Genomic DNA, 20,415 nt, shown 5'->3' on the forward strand with positions numbered 1-20,415 from the left:
ACATTTTCGATTAAGTGACCAAAATCACTCCTTAATGAAGCGCAGTGAATGCCGCTGGACAGCCTGTGACCGGCGGAGTAGGAAGAAGCATGAGTGAAAAAATCGCGACGATTGAAGATGTTGCCCGCCATGCAGGGGTGTCTATCGCCACTGTCAGCCGGGCCTTGCACAAACCCGATGTGGTGTCCGAAACCACCCGGGAAAAAGTGCAAACGGCAATCGCCGCGACCGGCTATACCGCCAATGTCATGGCCAGAAACCTGCGCTTGAACCGTTCTGGCATGATCCTTTTGCTGGTTCCCGATATCGGAAACCCTTTCTTTTCAGCGATTTGTCAGGAATTGAAAAAGGCGCCAGCCAGGCGGGCTATAACGTTCTGATCGGTGACACGCAAAACGATCCCGAACGCGAAGCAACCTATGCGGCCTATCTGCGCAGCAACCAGGCCGATGCGATGATTTTGCTTAATGGTCGTTTGCCGGCCCCGCTTGCCAATGCACCGACCAATGCAACACCGCCCGTGGTCATTGCCTGTGAGCGCATTCCGGGCTGCGCATTGCCGACCGTGATCATTGATAATGACGAGGCATCCTTTATCGCCACAAGTCATTTGACCGAACTGGGTCACACGCGCATCGCCCATGTCAGCGGCCCGTCGGGAAATATCCTGACGACCGACCGTGTCGCGGGCTATCGCCGGGCATTGACCACGGCCGGGATCGAGATTGATCAGAACCTGATTTATCGCGGTGATTTCTCAATCGATTCCGGGATTGCCGCAGGCCGCGCATTGCTGGGTGATGCCGAAACACGCCCCACCGCAGTCTTCTGCGCCAGTGACGGCATGGCAATCGGTGTGATTGTTGCTGCCAAGGAATATGGCCTGCGCATCCCCGAAGATGTTTCTGTCGTTGGTTTTGACGATATCCCGCATGCCGCGGCCTATGACCCGCCGATCACAACGGTGCGTCAACCCCGCCGCAGGTTGGGTGAACAGGCGATTACCTTGCTATTGGATCGTCTGGGGGCAAAGGGACCGCTTGAGCAACGCGATAGCGGCCCCGTGATCGTTCCGACCGAACTGATTATCCGCCAAAGCAGTGGTCCCTGCCCGAGAAGCTGATCAGCTTCCGGCAATCTTGCGCCATTCGCCGACAACCGCACGGGCTTTGTCTTCGTGATCGTTACGGGATTTTGCTGTGTCCGATGCAAAGATCTCAAACCGGATGCCATTGGGATCGCGGATAAACAGGCGTCTGGAAACGCCATCATCCTCGTTATGATAGACAACCTTGTGCTGGAACAGATGGTTCTGCCAGGCAATCACATCGCGTGCTGCCTCGCAGCGAAGGCCAATGTGAAACACATCATCGGGCATTTCGGGATCGTCGGGATACGGACCGGTATCTGCTGGCCAGTCAAAGAAGGATAACCGCGTGCCATCGGGCAACGCATAGGTAATGAGCAAATAATCGCTTTTCCAGGACGGGCTATAGCCGCTTTCGGCATGAACAAGTTTCGCGCCCACCACCTTGGAATAAAAATGATCGGTGGCTTCCAGATCGCGGGTCGGAAAAGCAAGATGATCTACACTGACCGGTGCAGGTGACATGGCCCCCTCCGTCTTTCATTATCCTTACCACCCCAACGTTCACGTCCGGCTTTTGATCCAGCCATGGAATGCTTCCAAAAGCCGAATCATTGAATGCCAGTGGTTTAAGTGTCACACTCAACAGTCAATTGGGGCGTGTTTACCGCCGGAACGAGCATGTTTTTCCAAGCGCTCGCCCATATTGAACAGATGGTGAATTACAAACCAAAATCAATGCGATGGTCGCCAGATCAAAGCGTCACGAAACCACAACATGCATGTAACAGCGAAATCGCATTACATAAGGGTCATTGCAGTATTGACCGCCCTGCCCCCCGCTGCTATTGGGTCGCGGCAGATACGTAAGATCGCGTACGGTCATGACTTATAAACGTGACCGTCTTTGGCAACCCAAACGGATGGAGATGAAGTGATGAATGAATACAGTTTATCTGTCTCTGTCTATTGGATGACGCACCGTCAGGCTGATCACTAGTCGCCCATCGCGTCCTATCAGTCTTCTGACTGCTGCCAAACCCGGAAAACAGGCGTTTGATGCCGATCCGATTTCTTCGCAAATCCCCGTGACATAGTTGTAGAGAGCCGCCTATGCCCGCAACGCCCTATTATTTGATCGATAAGTCCAAGCTGCTAAGCAACATGGAAAAGATCGCCTATGTGCGCGAACATTCCGGTGCCAAGGCGCTGCTTGCCCTTAAATGCTTTGCGACCTGGTCGGTCTTTGACTTCATGTCGGAATATATGGATGGCACGACGTCCTCGTCGCTTCATGAGGTAAAACTTGGCCGCAAGAAATTCGGCAAGGAAACCCATGCCTATAGCGTGGCCTATTCCGATGACGAGATTGCCGAAGTTATCGAAAATGCCGACAAGATCATCTTCAACTCGATCAGCCAGCTGACCCGCTTTGCCGATCAGGCATCGGGTATTGTGCGCGGTCTTCGTCTGAACCCGCAGGTCTCGACCTCTAGCTTTGATCTGGCCGATCCGGCACGCCCGTTCTCGCGTCTGGGTGAATGGGATGTCACCAAGGTCGAAGCGGTGATGGATCGTATTTCGGGCTTCATGATCCACAATAACTGCGAAAATGCCGACTTTGATCTGTTTGATCAGATGCTGGGCAATATCGAAGAAAAGTTTGGGTCACTTTTGTCACGCGTTGAATGGGTCAGCCTTGGCGGCGGCATCCATTTCACCGGTGAGAACTATCCGCTCGATAAATTCTGTGCGCGTCTTAAGGCGTTTGCCGAGAAGTTCGGCGTGCAGGTTTATCTTGAGCCGGGCGAAGCATCGATCACGAAAAGCACGACCCTTGAGGTCACCGTACTTGATACCCTGTTTAACGGCAAAAACCTTGCCATCGTTGATAGCTCGATCGAGGCACACATGCTTGATCTTCTGATCTATCGCGAAAATGCCAAGGTGCTGCCGAACACGGGTGATCATCACTACATGATTTGCGGCAAGTCATGCCTTGCTGGCGACGTTTTTGGCGAATTTGATTTCGAAAACGAGATCAAGGTAGGCGACCGTATCTCCATTCAGGATGCGGCTGGCTACACCATGGTCAAGAAGAACTGGTTTAACGGGGTCGGCATGCCGTCCATCGTGATCCGGGAACTGGACGGAACTGAACGCGTTATTCGCGAGTTCACCTTTGATGACTACGTTTCGAGCCTTTCGTAAATCGAAAGCGCACTTTTCATAGCGAACCGGGGAAATTGATATCCCCACCTCTCAAAGCAAGGGAGTTTTTGGCCCGACATGAAAAAGAATGTTCTGATTATCGGCGCAGGTGGCGTCGCACAGGTAGTGGCACATAAATGTGCGCAGCATAATGACGTGCTGGGCGATATTCATATCGCATCGCGTACGGCTGCAAAGTGCCAGGCAATCATCGACAGCATCCATAAAAAGAAAAACCTGAAGAACCCGGGCGTTCTTGAAGGTCACGCGCTGGATGCAACGGATGTTGATGCAACTGCTGCCCTGATCGAAAAGACCGGTGTCGAGATCGTCATCAATGTCGGCTCTGCCTTCATCAACATGCCGGTCATGTCGGCCTGCATCAAAACCGGTGTCGCCTATCTCGACACCGCAATCCATGAAGAGCAGGACAAGATTTGCGAAAACCCGCCATGGTACGCAAACTATGAATGGAAGCGCCGCGAAGAATGCGAAGCCGCTGGCACGACCGCGATCCTCGGCGTTGGTTTCGATCCGGGCGTTGTGAACGCCTATGCCAAACTTGCTGTTGAAGATTACTTCGACAAGATTAACTCGATCGACATCATCGACATCAATGCTGGCAGCCACGGCAAATACTTTGCCACCAACTTCGACCCGGAAATCAACTTCCGCGAATTTACCGGCACGGTTTATTCCTGGCAGGACAGCAAGTGGCAGTCGAACAAGATGTTCGAAGTCAAAAAGATCTGGGACATGCCGGTTGTTGGCGAAAGCCAGACCTTCATGACCGGTCATGACGAAGTTCATTCCTTGTCCCAGAACCTTGACGTTCCGAATGTGCGTTTCTGGATGGGCTTTGGCGATCACTACGTCAATGTCTTCACGGTCCTGAAAAATATCGGCCTTCTGTCCGAGAAGCCGGTCACGACCGCCGAGGGCCTTGAAGTTGTGCCGCTTAAGGTCGTTAAGGCCTGCCTGCCCGATCCAAGCTCGCTTGCACCGGATTATACCGGCAAGACCTGCATTGGTGATCTGGTCAAGGGCACCAAGGACGGCAAGGAAACCGAAGTCCTGATCTATAACGTCGCGGATCACAAGGATGCCTACAACGAAGTCGGCAGCCAGGGCATTTCCTATACCGCCGGTGTTCCGCCGGTCGCAGCGGCAATGCTGATCGCAACGGGCGAATGGGACGTGAAGAAGATGGCAAACGTCGAAGACCTGCCAGCCAAACCGTTCCTGAACTTGCTGAACGGCATGGGTCTTCCGACCCGCATCAAGGATGCCAATGGCGACCGCGCACTCGACTTTTCCTAAGTCGACGCAGCGCATAAGCAGATAACGAAAATGGCGGGGAAATCCCCGCCATTTTTCATTTCAGCGACCCAAGGACCGCAAGGCTTTCATAACGCTTGATATAGGGTTCATGAAACACCCGGTCGACAAAGGCGCTGTACTCTTCCATGTCGCTGACCTGTATGCGCAGAACAAAGTCGTGCGCCCCGGTCACGTGATGGCACTGCACCACTTCTGGCATCTTGGCGAATTCTTCGCGCATCAGCATGTAACGATCGGGTCGGTCGCGCTCCATGGTCAGAAGCACGATCACCATCATCTTCTTGCCAAATACCTTGGGTGAGACAATCGCAACATCGCGTTCAATCACGCCAGTCTCGCGCAGGCGCTGCACACGACGCAAACATGCCGCAGACGAAAGCCCGACCTTCTCAGCCAGCTCATTGCCTGTCAGGCGACTGTTTTCCTGCAACAGTTCAAGCAGGCGATAATCAAATTTATCGAGTTCCGCCAAGGTCCAATATCCCAAACGATGATGTAACACCCTCTACCCAAACATGACGGAACGCGCCAGCGAAAGAAAATCGTTTTTGCAAATTCTTTGCGAAAATCTCGCACGGATTTGCGAACTTTGCGCGCCGTTTCACATACGCGAGGCGTAAATTGTTTGTGGGTTCGAAGGAAACTTGAACTCCTTATTAGCAAACAAACTAGCGAGCCAGCATCATGCCAGCACAGTTTACAAATGTATCCCTCGTCGCCACCACCAATGTAGCGCCGGTATCAGGCGTAACCATCTGGCGCTGGCTCGTCCTTTTCCCGCGCAAATGGGCGCTGGCCTATAAGGTCGCCCGTGACGCGGAAATGCTTCGCAACGCCCCGCGCGAAGTGCTTGAAGACATCGGCATTGCCCGCAAGGACGTCGAATTCGCCTGCGAACATGGCCACCTGCCGAAATAATTCCTCCCCCAACGAAATGGTCTGAAGGCGCCCCACCTGACAGACCAACCTTAAAAGCCTGTCGGTGTCCCATGCACCGGCAGGCTTTTTGTTTTTCTCAGCTTCACGAAAATGTCATTGCACCGGTCCCTACCGTTAGATGCCGCAAGCCAGAAGACAGCCATGTCGGACACGCCATCCGCACACCTTAAATCCCTTGGCAAACTGCCCATATAAGCCCTGCGCCCAGCCGATCTGATGGCAGGACCATCGCCATCACTTCTGCACCAAACCACGCGCTTTGGGCGTTTACCGCTTGGTTACCTAACCCTGGGCGATGATCCGGCATAACAAGCCAAGAGAGAGATGAGGCGGTCATGCAATATCAGCTTAAGATCAATGGAGAGTCCCGTACCGTTGATGCCGAACCCGGCACCCCGCTGCTTTGGGTTTTGCGCGACGAACTGCAACTTACCGGCACGAAGTTTGGCTGTGGTGTTGCCTATTGCGGTGCCTGTACCGTGCATGTGGACGGTTACCCGACCCGTTCCTGTCAGACCTTTGTCGAGGATGCGGTTGATACCGAAATCACCACCATCGAAGGCGCAACCAACAAGGTTGCCAAGGCGGTTCAGGCCGCATGGCAGGAAAAAGATGTCGTGCAGTGCGGCTGGTGCCAATCCGGTCAGATCATGTCGGCCATTGGCCTTCTGACCGAAAACCCCAAGCCGACCGATGAGGAAATCCGCGATTACATGGATGGCAATGCCTGTCGTTGCGTGACCTATGTGCGCATCAACGAAGCCGTCAAGCTCGCATCTGAAAAGCTGGAGGCCTAAGCCATGACCATCAATGTATCACGTCGCGGCTTCCTGAAAGGAACGGCTGCTGGCACAACCGCCCTTCTGGTCGGTTTGAATGCCAAGGGTGTCCTTGCTGCTGGCGATATGGCCGCAGTTGCCACTGACATGAACCCGTTTGTCAAAATCGACTCAAACGGCGTCGTCACGGTCATCATCAAACATTTCGAAATGGGTCAGGGCACGACCACCGGTCTGACCACACTGGTCGCCGAAGAACTCGACGCTGACTGGGATGCAGTCGAGATCGATTTCGCACCGGCCGATGTTGAACGCTACAAGAACCTGTTCTTTGGCGCGCAGGGGACCGGTGGTTCAACGTCAATCGCCAACTCGTTTATGCAGTATCGCGAAGCCGGTGCTGCTGCGCGTGATCTTCTGGTTCGTGCTGCTGCTGATAGCTGGGGCGTGGATGCCGGATCAATCACCGTGGAAAACGGCATGATCAAGTCAGGCTCCAAATCCGGTCATTTCGGTGAATTCGTTGCCGCTGCCGCGACGATGGAAGCGGTCGAAAAACCGGCTGTCAAAACCCCGGATCAGTTCAAGCTGATCGGAAGCGAAAAACTGCACCGCAAGGACAACACAGGCAAGACGACCGGCACCGCCATGTTTGCCATGGATGTCAATCTGCCTGGCATGATCTATGCCGCCATCCTGCGCAGCCCGAAATTCGGCGGCACGGTTGTGTCCTTTGATGACAGCTCGGCCAAGGAAGTCGGTGGTTTCTTCGCTGCCCAGACGCTTCCGAACAAGGCCGGTGTGGTTGCCTTTGGCAAAAACACCTGGGCTGCGTTCCAGGCACGTGATGCCCTGTCGGTTGAATGGGATTTCAGCGCGGCTGAAACACGCAGCAGCGATCAGATGATGGATGATCATCGCGCGATGCTTGATAGTCCGGCCTTTGATGCCAGCCACGAGACACCGCTTGCATCTGTTGCACCGCTTCTTGACGGTGCGGCGAAAACCATCGATGCGGAGTTCACCTTCCCGTTCCTGGCCCATGCGCCGCTGGAACCGGAAAACTGCACGATTGAGCCGACCGACTTTGGCGTTCGCGTTCATGATGGTTGCCAGTTCCCGACCTTCACCCGCCCGACCGTTGCAGCGATCCTTGGTCTTGAACCTGCCCAGGTTGAAGTCAAAACGCTTTATGCCGGTGGCTCATACGGCCGTCGTGCCAATGCAACATCGGATTATAATGCCGAAGCTGCCATGGCCTTTGCCGTTTCGGGCAAAAAGGTCCCGGTCAAACTGGTCTGGAGCCGTGAAGACGATATCAAGGGTGGTTACTATCGCCCGATGTCAGCCCACCGTGCCAAGATCGGTGTGGACGCCGATGGTAAGATCACCGGCTGGGATCATCGCATTGCCACCAAATCCATCGTCAAAGGCACGCCCTTTGCCGGGATGGTACAGGGTGATGTCGATCCGACCTCGGTCGAAGGGGTTGCCGAAAGCCTTTATAACGTGCCGAATTTCGGCATTGGCCTGAGCGACTTTGAAACCCCGGTTCCGATCAACTGGTGGCGTTCGGTTGGCCACACCCATACCGGCTTTGTGATGGAAAGCCTGATGGATATGGTCGCAACCGAAACCGGTCAAGACCCGATTGAAATGCGTCTTTCGATGCTTGATGCATCCAACGCCAATCAGGCCCGCATGATCGAAGCCATCAAACTTGTCCGCGAGATTTCCGGTTGGAAAGCAGGCGACAAGCGCGGCTTTGCAGCCCACTTCTCGTTCAATACCTGTGTCGCGGTTGTCGCCGACGTCACGGTCGAAGACACAAGCGTACATGTGAACAAGCTGTTCATGGCTGTTGAATGCGGTGTTGCCGTGAACCCCGATGTCATCCGTGCGCAGATGGAAGGCGGGGCTGGCTTTGCCCTGTCAGCGATCTATCGCAACGAGATTACCCTGACCGACGGTGAAGTCGATCAGTACAACTTCCCGGATTACGAAATGCTTCGTAATCACGAAATGCCAGAAGTCGAAGTCGCCATCGTTTCTTCGAACGGTGCACCAACCGGTGTTGGCGAACCGGGCGTACCCCCGACGGGGCCGGCCGTGGCCAATGCGATCTTTGCTCAGACCGGTAAGCGGATCATGGATCTTCCCATGACCAAAGCTGGTTTCGACTTCGTGTAAGGCATACTGCCCGGGGGATCATTTCTTACCCCTTCCCCCGACCCCGTGGTTTCCCGGGCAGTTACCCTTTTGCTGAAAGGGCCAGGAATATGACCAACCAACTTTCCGCAATGCTTGGCGCATGGCAGGAAAACCGCGACAGCACCGAATGGGTGCTGGGTACGGTCTATCGCACCGATGGTTCGGCTTATCGCAAGGCTGGTGCGATGATGCTGATCAATGGTCACGGACAACAATTCGGACTGCTCAGCGGCGGTTGTCTTGAAGCCGATATCATCCGCAATGCACGGCGCGCCATGGTCACCGGTCGTCCTGTCATGCTGACTTATGACGGCAATGACGAAGATGATCTGTCGTTCAAGCTTGGCGTTGGCTGCGGCGGCACGGTCTATATTATGCTTCAACCGCTTAGTGCCGAAAACGATCTGGGCTTGGGCGATCTTTACAACGCCCTGCGCAAACGCCAAAGCGGCATTTATTTCCAAAAAATCGACGCAGTCGAAGGCTATTTCGAACCCGGCATGGTGCATGGCCAGCGCCCAGCCCATATCGAAAACCGCGAAGATGGAAACTGGCTGGTCACGACCATCCAGCCTGAACCGCATATTCTGATCATCGGTGGTGGCATTGATGCCCGCCCAGTGATTGGCATTGCCCATCAGATGGGCTGGCAGACAACGCTAGTGGATCCGCGCCCGGCCAATGCCAGGGGCGAACATTTCCCGCATGCGGGCACGATCCTGCGCAAAATTGACAGTGCTCTTGCGACCTACGTGACCAAACACAGGATCGATGCCGTAATCCTGATGGCGCATGCGGTCAGCATAGATGCTGCCGCCCTTGCGACCCTGCGCAATGCACCGATCCGCCATCTATCTGCCCTTGGTCCGCGTCACCGGTTTGTCGACGTGCTGGATCAGGCGGGTCTTTCGCGAAATGATCTGGTGTTTGATATCTCAAGCCCCGCGGGACTTGATATTGGCGGCCAATTACCTGAAAGCATTGCCCTTTCGATGCTATCGGGCATTCATACGGCCCTGTTTAAACAATCTGCTGCCCCGGCCTTGGCACAAGCCGCCGAATGATACGATCCTGACCATGACGACGCGCACAGACATTCCTAACCCGAAACTCGCCACCCTTCTTTTGGCGGCCGGGGAAAGTGCGCGTTTTGGCGGGCGCAAGCAGCTTGCCGATATCAACGGCAAACCCATGATCCATCATGCTCTTGATGCTCTATCCCACCTGCCCTTACCCGACATCTTTGTCGTTCTGGGAGCCTATGGCGATCAAATTGCGCCGGTTCTGGGCAAAGAGATCACCATCATCACCAATGACAATTGGGCGACCGGCATGGGAAGCTCGATCGCGCGTGGCATGAAGGCGGTCATGACCAATGGTGGCTATGACGGGGTTCTGATCGCCCTTTGTGATCAGATCAATCTGACTGACGAGGATTACAACCAATTGATCGCGGCCTTTGACGGCACACAAATCGTCGCAACCCGCCACGCCGATGGCTTGGGTGTGCCTGCAATCTTCCCGAAGGCCTCCTTTGATGATTTGCTTAGCCTTTCCGGGCAGATTGGCGCACGCAAGATCATCAATAGCCACAAAGGCAATCTGGTCGCGATTGATCTTCCCAATGCAGCGCTTGATATCGATACCCGGGATGATCTTGCGAAAGTTATACACCAACCGGCCTAGCGCCAAACGGAGAAGCCGGGTGTTTCCGGCTGACCTGTTGAACAAATTGCGGCATGCTGGAGCTGTCGCGCATAACGAGATGACGTGAATGAAAGCAACCGCCAACATCATGGTCCTTCTGGTAGAGGACAATATGGATATCGCCGCCACCGTCAGTGACTATCTGACGATCGAAGGCGTTGAATGCGACCATGCCTATGATGGTGAAACCGCCTATCAGATGGCGCAGACGGGCGAATATGACGTCATATTGCTTGATCTGATGTTGCCATTTCGCGATGGCATCAGCATCTGCAAGGCGCTGCGTGATGAAGGGATCGATACCCCGGTCTTGATGCTGACCGCGCGCGATACGCTTGATGACAAGATCGAAGGGTTCCATGCCGGTGCAGATGACTATCTTGTCAAACCGTTCGAGCTTGAAGAGCTTCTTTTGCGCACGCGCGTGTTATCCCGCCGACGCAGTGGCGAGGTAAAGCGTTTCGCCCTTGGCGATCTTCGCATTGATTTTGAAAACCGCTCGGTCGTGCGTGCGGGTCAGAATATAAGTGTATCGCCAACGGGTTGGACGATTTTGGAAGTTCTGGCGCAAAACAGCCCACGCGTTGTCACCCGTTCACGCCTGTCGATGGCGTTGTGGCAGGGCGATCCGCCCGATACCAATGCGCTGAAAACGCATCTTTACAAATTGCGTCATCGGATCGACAAACCGTTTGAGCAAAATCTGATTCACACCATTCCGGGCCAGGGCGTGGCCCTTCGCGAGTAGCCGTTATGAATACCTGTTGCGCACCCAAGACCCGATCCTTCTCACGCTTCGTGCGCAATTATGTGCTGCTCGGTCTTGTCATCACGCTTGTGCTTTATACGGCTGTTTTGAATTTCTACATGCTTTATGGCAAGTGGATGGTGGCCGCCTTTCAGCTTCAGCTGATTGCCGAACAATATGATGATCAGCTTGCCCGCAACCCGGATGCGTCCCTGCCCAAGGGCTTTAACATCGAAACGTTCGAAAGCTTCGATGCGCTTCCGGCTGAATTGCGTGCCTATGCCAAGCCAAGCGATCTGGAAATCGACGAGCTTTTCTATATCAATACCGACAATTATGCCGATGCCAAAAACCCGGATAATCCGATATTTCTGGTTTTCCCGCATCAAGCTGTCGATGGGCGCGAAATCCTGATCCTGCAGACCTATCACGCGGGTGATGGCGACAGCGTGTTCTTTGAACGCCTGCATAAACTGGCTTGGTTGTCAGTACCCTTTGCCGTGATCGTGATTGGCATCTTTGCCTGGTTCCTGTGGATCATTGGCAAACGCCTGACCGAACCGTCTGAGCATTTGCAAGACTGGGCAAACAATCTGACCGCAGATCGATTGGGTGAAGAAATCCCTGATTTCGGCTTTGAAGAGCTTAATGACGTTGCGCGCGAACTGCACAGATCGGTTGATCAGATCGACAAATTTGTTGCCCGTGAACGTGAATTCCTGCGTCAGGCCAGCCACGAGCTGCGCACGCCGGTTACCATTGTGTCGGGCAATGTCGAACTGCTTGAAAAAAGCCCGTTAAACCAAACGCAGGCGCGTGTCACATCGCGTATCAAGCGCGCCAACCGCAACATGCAACAACTGCTTGAAACCCTTTTGTGGCTTGGCCGCGATAACGCCCCGCTCGGTCAGACTGAAACGATCAATTTCAGCGCCTTTATCGAGCAGGAAATCAGCGATCTTTCCTATTTGACTGAGGGCAAGCATGTCAGTTGTGACTTCATCCCCGACAGCCGGGAAACCGAAATCGCAACATCGCCAGCAGCCCTGATGATCGTGGTATCCAACTTGATCCGCAATGCGTTCCAGCACACCCCCAAGGGTCAGGTCACCATCACACTGACCGGGACCGAGGTCTGCGTTAAAAACACCATCCTGACCTGCAACGGCCAATGCACCACCCCGCAGGGTGAGGGCATCGGCTTGCAACTTGTCCGACGGATTTGTGAACGCCTCGACTGGAGCTGCACGCCAACGCATCTGCCCAATGGCGGCATGTTGGTTTGCCTCGACCCCGGCTCCGAAACGCGGGTTGAGCGCAAACCCGAACTGGTTGAAAACTAATTCTCAGACAAAAAGGGCAGCCCATCCGCTGCCCTTTTTTTATTTGTCTGACTTACGGCCGAAACAGCTTTGCCGCCGGATGTTCGAACGTTACCCGACCATCTTTCATGCCCCAGATCGGGCGGCTGATTTCGGAAACCACTTATGCGCGGCTTTGGACGGGCATCAAGGTCGGAAATCCATATCGACATTATAGTCGCGCGCCATTTCAAAAAGGCGCAGGATCTGCCCATGGAGATCGGTATCCATATAAGGACAGCCGCCCAGCAAACTTCTGGATGATATCGGCATTAACCGTTGTGACATTGACGTCACCTGCAAGTACGGACGTTCGCCGAAATAACGCCTGATATCAAGCCAACAGGTGGCCCACCCTGTCAGCAAAAAGCCTGTCCGTGCAGTGATGCATCGACAGGCTTTTTTGTTTCAAAACGCTTCGGTTGCCCTTGTTTTTGTTTAAGTCCCGGCAACCAAACAGAAAAAACCGGCAAACCCGATGAACTATTGATTGCATCATCAACCCAAATCGACAGATATAGAAATTATTGATTTCCGTTTCGAAATTGTCAGAGCCTCGGTCATACCGTGTGGCGGTACAAGTTGCTGAGAACAAAGCATGGTTAAAAACAACAAAGCATTCAGCCCGAACACAAGGGACTTACTGACCTTGCCACGCGGTCACAGCAAGGGTTCACCCAAAGCAGCAAGACGCTTGAAGATCATCTGCACAACCTTCTTGTCAGTTACCGCCCTGATATCATCTGACATTTGGGGAACCCATTTGGTTGGCAAAGGCCATGCCGCCACCATGGCGATGGCCGCCACGGCCTCAACAGAAAAATCCTGTGAGGAAAGCGGGTTCAGCACCTTTATGAAAAAGCTGGGCTTGCAAGGCAATACAGTCTCCAAAGGCGATCTTCCCGCACCGCTCAATCTGATACTCAGCAAGGAACAGGCTGCGCATAAAGAAACACTCGAAAGCAACAGTCATTACAAACAGGTCAAATCAGATCTCGTATATTACCTTTTCTTAGCTGGCAAAAGCTTCCAGGATCTGGACTATCCCCTGAGTCTGCATTATCTGGGAAAAGCTCGTCAGGAAACCGATGAACTTCCGCCAAGTTATTATTTTTACTATGCTTTTATAACCTATCGGATTTCGGGTCATGGAGATTACCTGCACAGTCGCGATCAGCTAAGGGAGGCCGCCAAACGGTATGCCGATACCTATCTTGCCCTTGCTGGTGAATGTGCTGACTTTTCGAACGAAGCTCTGAAAATTTCCGAGGGGAAAGTCCTGTGATGCTGTCAAAACTCAGGCACGTTTTAACTGCACTTGCCACGATTGTGCTGGTTTCGGCTCCAGCATTGGCCGAAGACGACATCACCAAAATTGCCAGGGTCGAAACAGATACCATCACCTTCAAAGATGTGCAGATTCCGTTCCCTGCCGATATGCTTGACGGGTGGGGAACGGATGGCGAGGGAATGGCATCGGTCGATATCACAGCCAAACTTATGGTCTATACCCTTTGGAGTGAACCGGTTGTCTATTGCACGGCAACTTGGGGGTTCAACAAGGCACAGACTGACAATACCCTTGTCACGAACATCAGGGGCCATGCCGGAAATTTGCCGCGAGAGGCTGTCGACAAGATTGTTCTTTATGATGTGAAGCTGAATTTCTTCACCAGCCTGACTGATAATATCTGGGTCACTTGTGATCCCGGATATTTCTCAAAGTCCGATGACCCGAAACTTGCATTCACAATGCCCGAAAGCCCGGATTGGGGCGAACTTTTCCAGGACAACGGGTATGACATGGGGGATCGTGCAGAACGCGCGCGATCCCATTATCGCGAACTTCTGAAGTCCGGAAAAATCAGTGCATCTTTACCGCATTCCGTACAGACAGCCCAAATCGATCTTCATGGCGTCCGAAAGTGGCTTGCTGAACAAGATTTGAAGGTTGTGCAGCAAGAACAGCAGCAGAGCGCCGAGCGTTCAGCGGAACGAGCAGCCGCAGCAACAAGAGCCCATAATGATGATAAACCGTTGAATTCATCGCCGGAAAACATCGACGCCTATTTGGGATACATGTTTGAAAGTGCATACCGTGACCATCGGGTCGGAGAGGTACAGGCGCGCGTAAATGCCTATATTCCAGCCAATAGAACGTTGATGGCGAAGGCTGATTACCTCCACAAAAGGATCGGTCAATGCATGACCTTTGCAATACCAAGCAGCCACGAGGAGGCCCCAAATTCACTCGTTGGCTATCGTGACTGCTTGCCATCGCCGCTTGATGCCCTGGTTATGTATTCAGTTGGCGAAGATGATGACTATCGCTGCGGGTACAAGAATAAAGACGGTAAAGTTGTGCTCGAAGCTCAGTATAAAAGTTGCTACGACGAACTTAAAGGCATCGGCGTTGTCAAAAGGTTCGAAGGAACACGCGAGGAAACAGGAAGTACCATCGGCCTTTGTAGCGGTAAATGTTCAGGCGGTGCTTCTACGCGCTACACCATGCTGGTCGATGTTGTGAAATGGGTGGTCATCAATGCCAAAGGCGAAGTTCTTGTACATGAGGACGACACAGAGCCGGTCTTCGGGTTCCAAGCGACATATTTCAGGCTCCGCGATGGCAATCTGGTCGTTACACGGCGAGATGAAGATACGTATCAGGAACTGATCTACGACAACCGGTTGAAGTTGCGTCTAAAGCTGCCGGAAGGCTGGGAGTACAAGGGTTATTCCGAAGATCTGATTCTGATCAAGTCGCGAGAGGAAGTCGAGGATGGCTATTCCAGCGCATATGAATATGGATATGTCGGTTGGGATGGAAAATTCGCGTTTGACCCCATGCCCGCAAAAGAAGCCAACCTCTTTGAAAATGGCAAGGCATGGATTGTTGACCCTGACGGCACCGGATTCATCTACGACAAGAAGGGGCATATTGTAGAATAGCGGCTACCATTCCTCAGACAAAAGGGGCAACCGGCGGGCTGCCCCTTTTGTCTGACTTATGGCCGAAACAGCCTTGCGGCGGGATGTTCGAACGTCACCCGCCCGTCTTTCATGCCCCACACGGGGCGGCTGATTTCCGATACCACCTGCGCGCGGCTTTTGGCGGGCAGGATGATGAAGCTCGCAGCTTCACCGACCGCGATCCTGTTGGATCTGCCCAGAAGTTTGGCCGGGGCATCAGCGATCATGGCAAAGCAGTTTTCAAGTTCGGCTTCGGTCGAAAGATGACTGACATTGGCATAAAGATTTGCCATGCGTGACAACGAACAATCGCCATAAGGCGTAAAGGGATTAAGCACATTGTTGGTTGCAATCGTGCAGCAGACCCCGTGCGCGGCAAGCTTATGCGCCGGAGCGACACCACACGGCACCGAATGATCATGATCGCGCCCGGTCAGGAAAAGATCGGTTGCCGGAAGAACCGTCAACCCAATCCCGGCATCGCGCATCAGGGCAATTGTGTCTTCAAGTTCGGGTTTGGGCAGCACTGACAGCTTGGTGACATGACCAATCATCACCCTCCCCTGCCAGCCAAAGGCAATCGATTGCTTGGCAACTTCATCAAGATGACGCCAACTGCCATCCAGATCGAAATCCAGATGGAAATCGAGATCGACATCATATTCGCGCGCCATTTCAAACAGACGCAGGATCTGTCCGTTTGGATCGGTATCCATATAGGGGCATCCACCCAACAAATCCGCACCATTTTCCAACGCCTCGCGCAGGAGTTCCTCGGTACCGGGATAGTTAAACAGGCCTTCCTGGGGGAAAACGCAAATCTCGATATCCATCGCCCAGGCGTAGTCTTCTTTCAGGCATTTGACCGCGTTAAACCCAGCCAGACCAATACCCGGATCGATTTCAACGTGGGTACGGATGGCATTCGTGCCCTCGGTAATTGCCTTTTCAATCACGCGTGCACCGCGCTGATAGACATCATCCTCGGTAAAGCCGCTTTTGGCTTTGGCCACCGCACTGATAGCCCCTGCAAGGGTGCCGGTTTCATTCTTGGCCCGATCCAAGATACAGGCCTTATCAAGATGCAGATGGCTTTCAACAAAACCGCAGCTGATCAGATGCCCACCCGCATCAAAGCCGGGCGCATCGGCCGAAATGGCCTTTGCGATTTCAACGATTTTTCCGCTCTGCACGGCAAGATCGACAAGCGTCTTCTCACCGGGCAGGCAGGCGTTCCTCACCAGATAATCAAGCATGTTTCACGGCCACCTTTTCTTGATTTTTATCGCCCTGCTCGGCCCCGCCAAGATAGGCGGCAATCAGGCGTTCATCCTGCCTAAGGTCAGCAGCCTTGCCTTCGGCAACCACCTGACCCTGTTCAAGGACATAGGCGTAATCAGCCACCGAAAGCGCCATGGTCGCCATCTGATCAACCAGAAGGATGGTCACACCGTCATCGCGAAGCTCGCCCAGAATGGCGTACAGTTCTTCGACCATGGCAGGAGCCAGACCAAGGGATGGCTCATCAAGCAACAGCGCCTTTGGCTTGGCCACCAGACCACGTGCAATTGCCATCATTTGCTGCTCGCCACCAGACAGAAGACCTGCCGGGCTGTTGATGCGATCACGCAACCGCGGGAAGCGTTTCAGGATACCTTCAAGCTCGTCCGCACTGACCGGTTTGGGTTGCTTATAAGCGCCCAGTTCGATGTTTTCGCGCACGGTCAGCTCCGGGAAGACCTGACGACCTTCGGGCACAAGCACCAACCCATGTTCGACAATCTGATGCGGGGCAAGGGCGTGGATATATTCGTTATTAAGAACAATCGTGCCTTTGACCGGCCGCAAAAGCCCTGCAAGGGCGGTCAGGAAAGTCGACTTGCCCGCACCATTGGCGCCAAGCAATGCGACCATTTCACCCTGACGGACTTTCAGATCAACCGATTGCAGAACCGGGGCGGCACCATAACCCGCCGTCAGACGAAGCGTTTCAATCACGGGTGAGTCACCGGCTTCAAACGGCACCGGACGCGGGCGGGCTTTCATTTCGCCATCACCCAGATAAGCCGCGATCACATGCGGATCATTCTGCACTTCCTTCGGGTTGCCAAAGATGATCGGGGTACCGGCATCCACCGCCAAAATCTGATCGGAAATGCCCATGACCATTTCCATGTCATGTTCGACCAGAACCACCGTAATCCCGGCATCAGCCAAGCGGCGCAGCAATTTGGAAAGTGCAACCTTATCGGCATGCATCAGGCCAGCTGCCGGTTCATCAAGCAACAACACGCCAGGCTTGGTCGCAAGCGATCTTGCGATTTCAACCAGTCTGCGATCCACATGGGGCAAATCGCCCGCACGGATATCGACATCCCCATGATAACCACAAAATGCCAGAAGTCCGGCGGCAGTGTTGCGGTTGGCATCGGATGCAATCGCGCTAAACGGTTTGCCAAAGCGACCAACAGAAATACCGGCAACGACATTGTCGATCACAGACATGTTTTCAAACAGACGGGTCGCCTGATAGGTGCGTGCAATACCACTGCGCGCGGCAAAGTCAGTCGGCTCGCCCGCAATATCCTGATCGCCAATGCGAACCGCACCTTCGGTTGGTTTGTAAAACCCGCTGATTATGTTCAAAAGCGTGGTCTTGCCTGCCCCGTTCGGGCCAATGATAGAAGTGACGTCGCCCGGCTTCGCAGTGAACGAAACACCGCTTACGGCCTTTACCCCGCCAAAGGCGATGGAAATGTCATCAACGCTTAGGCTATCTGATTTCGGATAAGCTTTAAGACCCGCCTCAATCTCATCTGCCGGGATGGGTTTTACACTGCGTTTGGCAAGCGGGATGAAGCGTTCAACAACACCGACAATGCCGCGCGGTGCGATGAGGAGAACGACAATCAAAAGTGCACCGAAAATCAGCAAACGATATTCGGCAAAATCGGCCAGCATTTCCGGCAGAAGAACCGAAACCGACGCCCCAACCAACGGCCCAAGAACCGTACCCGCTCCGCCCAGAATGACGGCAAACAGATACAGGATTGATTGGCTAAGCGGGAAATTTGATGGCGCAATAAACATCATAAGCGGTGCAAACAACGCACCGGCAAGACCGGCCATCGCAGCAGCAATGGCAAAGCCACTGGCCTTAACCGCAAAGGCATTATAGCCAAGCGAACTTGCGGCAATTTCCGCATCGCGCATGCTGGTCATGGCCATACCCCAGCCGCTGGTTGCCAGACGGCGGAACGCCAAAAGCGCGACCCCACCCAAAACAACACACAGCATCACCAGATCGGTTTCGCTAAACACATAGCCAAACAGCGATGGCATCGGGAAGCCCATCAAGCCATTTTGCCCGCCGGTCAGCGCACGCCATTCAATCGCGCCATGTTCAACAATAAAGGCAAAGGCAATCGTGACCATGGCAAGGAACGGCCCCGCCATGCGCACCGCTGACAACGCCAACAAACATCCGGCAAGACCAGCAATCACAGTAGATCCAACAAGGGCTGCCCAGAAGTTCAGACCAGCAAGGGTCAGAATAGCGCAGGCATAGGCACCGATGGCAAAGAAGCCCACCTGACCAAGTGATACAAGCCCGGTCAGACCATAAAGAACGTTCAGACCAACACACAGAACCGTCGTGATGGCGACAAGACCGATGATGAATTGGGTATAGCCCCCCGTGATCGAAACGCCGATCAATCCGGCCAGAACAGCAAGGATGATGACGCTATCCAGGGCGACGGGTTTATTAAGTTTGGGCATAGGATTTTTAAATTTCATATCGCGTTTCATCATCATCAGACCTTCTTGATTGCTGCCCGGCCAAACAGGCCGCTTGGTTTGATGGTCAGAACCGCGATCACAAGCGCGAACACGACAATGAAGGTATAGGACGAGCCGAGATAGGTGGTCACACCGGCCTCAACCAAGCCATAGATGAAGCCAGCCAGCATCACGCTATAAGCCGATGTCATCCCGCCCAGAATGGCAACCGCAAAGGCCTTAAGCCCAAAAAGCGTGCCCATATCGGAATGGACCGAAAATAGCGGTGCGATCAAAAGACCAGCACAGCCCGCCAGCATCGATGAAATGGCAAAGGATCCGGTCACCATGACAGTGGTGTTGATCCCCATAAGCTTGGCTGCCTGAAGGTTTTGAACCACAGCCAAAAGTGCCCGGCCCTGACGGGTGTGACGGAACAGGGCATGAAGGGCCAATGCCACACTGATTGCAGCAATCGGGATCAGGATTTGCTGGGGATAAACACCCGTCCCAAATACGTTCCAGCTTTCACCGACCAAGGCGGACGGTAAAGTGCGCGGCTCATTGCCAAAGGTAAACAAAACAACGTTATCAAGCAGGATGCCGCCAGCAACGGTCGCCATCAGCCAGGCTTCGGAATTGCGCACGGCAAACGGACGGACAAGGAAAAACTCGACCATGATCCCGACGAACCCGCAACACAGGATGGCAAGCGGATAACCGACAATGACCGGAAGGCCGTATTGTTCACAAAAGACAAAGCCCAATACAGCACCGAGCATCACCATCGATCCTTGGGCAAAATTGACCTTTGAGGACACCGAATAGGTGATCTGAAAGCCGAGCGCGATCAGCCCGTACATACTGCCAAGACCGATACCGGTGATCAGGGCTGCGATTAAAAGTGTCATTGCCAGTCGCCTGCTTATTGCGCACCCCGACGGGTGCATCATTCAAAAAGGGATAAAGCCCCCGCGCGGCGCTGGTGCAAAAGGAACACCGCACAGGGGATGGAAAAGATCGATTACTTGATCGGAATGATCTGGCCTTCGACGAAATGCGCAAAGGTGTAGTCTTCCGGACCAAGCGCGTCCTGATCGTCCGGGGTGAACGGCTTGTCATAGGTTTTGATCATGCCCTCGACACCGCTGATTTCGTACATAGCTTCGCGGATGGCCGGACCTTCGGTGGTGCCAGCTTTTTCAATCGCAGCAGCAATCAGAAGGGTCGCGTCATAGGCATTGGCAATGCCGGTCGCCGGGGTGACATCTGCAAGCGTTT

General features: G+C 53.8%; 18 protein-coding genes and 1 pseudogene. 13 read left to right on the forward strand and 6 right to left on the reverse strand.

The window, feature by feature from the left end; translation table 11 throughout:
* The first annotated feature begins 89 nt into the window (after positions 1-89).
* Both ACMZ66_RS18050 and ACMZ66_RS18055 read left to right on the forward strand, forming a co-directional pair.
* On the forward strand, positions 90-380 hold the full coding sequence (locus ACMZ66_RS18050; RefSeq protein WP_416939304.1) for a LacI family DNA-binding transcriptional regulator: 291 nt from the start codon (positions 90-92) through the stop codon (positions 378-380).
* The gene (locus ACMZ66_RS18055) at positions 332-1,123 is read left to right on the forward strand and encodes a substrate-binding domain-containing protein (protein WP_416939306.1); all 792 of its coding nucleotides are present in this window, start codon (positions 332-334) and stop codon (positions 1,121-1,123) included. The genes ACMZ66_RS18050 and ACMZ66_RS18055 overlap by 49 nt, the downstream gene beginning before the upstream one ends.
* Here the strand turns inward: ACMZ66_RS18055 and ACMZ66_RS18060 are convergent, their stop codons facing one another.
* Positions 1,124-1,612, reverse strand: coding sequence for a VOC family protein (locus ACMZ66_RS18060; RefSeq protein ID WP_416939308.1), 489 nt, complete (start codon positions 1,610-1,612; stop codon positions 1,124-1,126).
* A 588-nt stretch (positions 1,613-2,200) separates the two neighbouring features.
* On the opposite strand from ACMZ66_RS18060, the gene nspC reads away from it, so the two are divergent.
* Both nspC and ACMZ66_RS18070 read left to right on the forward strand, forming a co-directional pair.
* The gene (gene nspC / locus ACMZ66_RS18065) at positions 2,201-3,298 is read left to right on the forward strand and encodes a carboxynorspermidine decarboxylase (protein ID WP_416939310.1); all 1,098 of its coding nucleotides are present in this window, start codon (positions 2,201-2,203) and stop codon (positions 3,296-3,298) included.
* A 78-nt stretch (positions 3,299-3,376) separates the two neighbouring features.
* Positions 3,377-4,618, forward strand: coding sequence for a saccharopine dehydrogenase NADP-binding domain-containing protein (locus tag ACMZ66_RS18070; protein ID WP_416939312.1), 1,242 nt, complete (start codon positions 3,377-3,379; stop codon positions 4,616-4,618).
* A 55-nt stretch (positions 4,619-4,673) separates the two neighbouring features.
* Here ACMZ66_RS18070 and ACMZ66_RS18075 read toward each other — a convergent pair whose 3' ends face one another.
* Positions 4,674-5,111 carry an Lrp/AsnC family transcriptional regulator gene (locus ACMZ66_RS18075; RefSeq protein ID WP_416939314.1) on the reverse strand — a complete coding sequence of 146 codons (438 nt, stop codon included), beginning with the start codon at positions 5,109-5,111 and terminating at the stop codon, positions 4,674-4,676.
* A 212-nt stretch (positions 5,112-5,323) separates the two neighbouring features.
* On the opposite strand from ACMZ66_RS18075, the gene ACMZ66_RS18080 reads away from it, so the two are divergent.
* The 9 genes from ACMZ66_RS18080 (at position 5,324) to ACMZ66_RS18120 (ending at position 15,333) form a co-directional block, all read left to right on the forward strand.
* Positions 5,324-5,557 (forward strand): hypothetical protein, encoded by a 234-nt coding sequence (locus ACMZ66_RS18080; RefSeq protein WP_416939316.1) that lies wholly within the window; start codon positions 5,324-5,326, stop codon positions 5,555-5,557.
* Positions 5,558-5,913: 356 nt separating this feature from the next.
* Entirely contained in the window at positions 5,914-6,375 is a 462-nt protein-coding gene (locus ACMZ66_RS18085; RefSeq protein ID WP_416939317.1) for a (2Fe-2S)-binding protein, read from the forward strand.
* Positions 6,376-6,378: 3 nt separating this feature from the next.
* A complete protein-coding gene (locus ACMZ66_RS18090; protein WP_416939318.1) occupies positions 6,379-8,547 on the forward strand; it encodes a molybdopterin cofactor-binding domain-containing protein in 2,169 nt (722 codons plus the stop codon).
* An 89-nt stretch (positions 8,548-8,636) separates the two neighbouring features.
* On the forward strand, positions 8,637-9,632 hold the full coding sequence (locus tag ACMZ66_RS18095) for an XdhC family protein (RefSeq protein ID WP_416939319.1): 996 nt from the start codon (positions 8,637-8,639) through the stop codon (positions 9,630-9,632).
* A 13-nt stretch (positions 9,633-9,645) separates the two neighbouring features.
* Positions 9,646-10,254 carry a nucleotidyltransferase family protein gene (locus tag ACMZ66_RS18100; RefSeq protein WP_416939320.1) on the forward strand — a complete coding sequence of 203 codons (609 nt, stop codon included), beginning with the start codon at positions 9,646-9,648 and terminating at the stop codon, positions 10,252-10,254.
* 88 nt (positions 10,255-10,342) lie between these two features.
* Positions 10,343-11,023, forward strand: coding sequence for a response regulator transcription factor (locus ACMZ66_RS18105; protein ID WP_416939322.1), 681 nt, complete (start codon positions 10,343-10,345; stop codon positions 11,021-11,023).
* 5 nt (positions 11,024-11,028) lie between these two features.
* Positions 11,029-12,366 (forward strand): sensor histidine kinase, encoded by a 1,338-nt coding sequence (locus ACMZ66_RS18110; protein WP_416939324.1) that lies wholly within the window; start codon positions 11,029-11,031, stop codon positions 12,364-12,366.
* Between the two features lie 616 nt (positions 12,367-12,982).
* Positions 12,983-13,669 carry a hypothetical protein gene (locus ACMZ66_RS18115; RefSeq protein WP_416939326.1) on the forward strand — a complete coding sequence of 229 codons (687 nt, stop codon included), beginning with the start codon at positions 12,983-12,985 and terminating at the stop codon, positions 13,667-13,669.
* Positions 13,669-15,333, forward strand: a complete 1,665-nt coding sequence (locus ACMZ66_RS18120; RefSeq protein ID WP_416939328.1) for a hypothetical protein — start codon at positions 13,669-13,671, stop codon at positions 15,331-15,333. The genes ACMZ66_RS18115 and ACMZ66_RS18120 overlap by 1 nt, the downstream gene beginning before the upstream one ends.
* 56 nt (positions 15,334-15,389) lie before the next feature.
* On the opposite strand, the gene ACMZ66_RS18125 is transcribed toward ACMZ66_RS18120, so the two are convergent.
* The 4 genes and pseudogenes from ACMZ66_RS18125 to ACMZ66_RS18140 form a co-directional block, all read right to left on the reverse strand.
* Positions 15,390-16,610, reverse strand: a complete 1,221-nt coding sequence (locus ACMZ66_RS18125) for an amidohydrolase family protein (RefSeq protein ID WP_416939330.1) — start codon at positions 16,608-16,610, stop codon at positions 15,390-15,392.
* The gene (locus ACMZ66_RS18130) at positions 16,603-19,152 is read right to left on the reverse strand and encodes an ATP-binding cassette domain-containing protein (protein WP_416939332.1); all 2,550 of its coding nucleotides are present in this window, start codon (positions 19,150-19,152) and stop codon (positions 16,603-16,605) included. Before ACMZ66_RS18130 ends, ACMZ66_RS18125 begins: the two co-directional genes overlap by 8 nt.
* A gap of 17 nt (positions 19,153-19,169) precedes the next feature.
* Positions 19,170-20,045, reverse strand: a complete 876-nt coding sequence (locus ACMZ66_RS18135) for a branched-chain amino acid ABC transporter permease (protein WP_416939334.1) — start codon at positions 20,043-20,045, stop codon at positions 19,170-19,172.
* Positions 20,046-20,158: 113 nt separating this feature from the next.
* Positions 20,159-20,415, reverse strand: a pseudogene (locus tag ACMZ66_RS18140) (ethanolamine utilization protein EutN); the annotation flags it as partial.

The sequence above is a fragment of the Thalassospira sp. genome, from assembly GCF_048059015.1.
In the GTDB taxonomy this organism is placed as follows: Bacteria; Pseudomonadota; Alphaproteobacteria; order Rhodospirillales; family Thalassospiraceae; genus Thalassospira.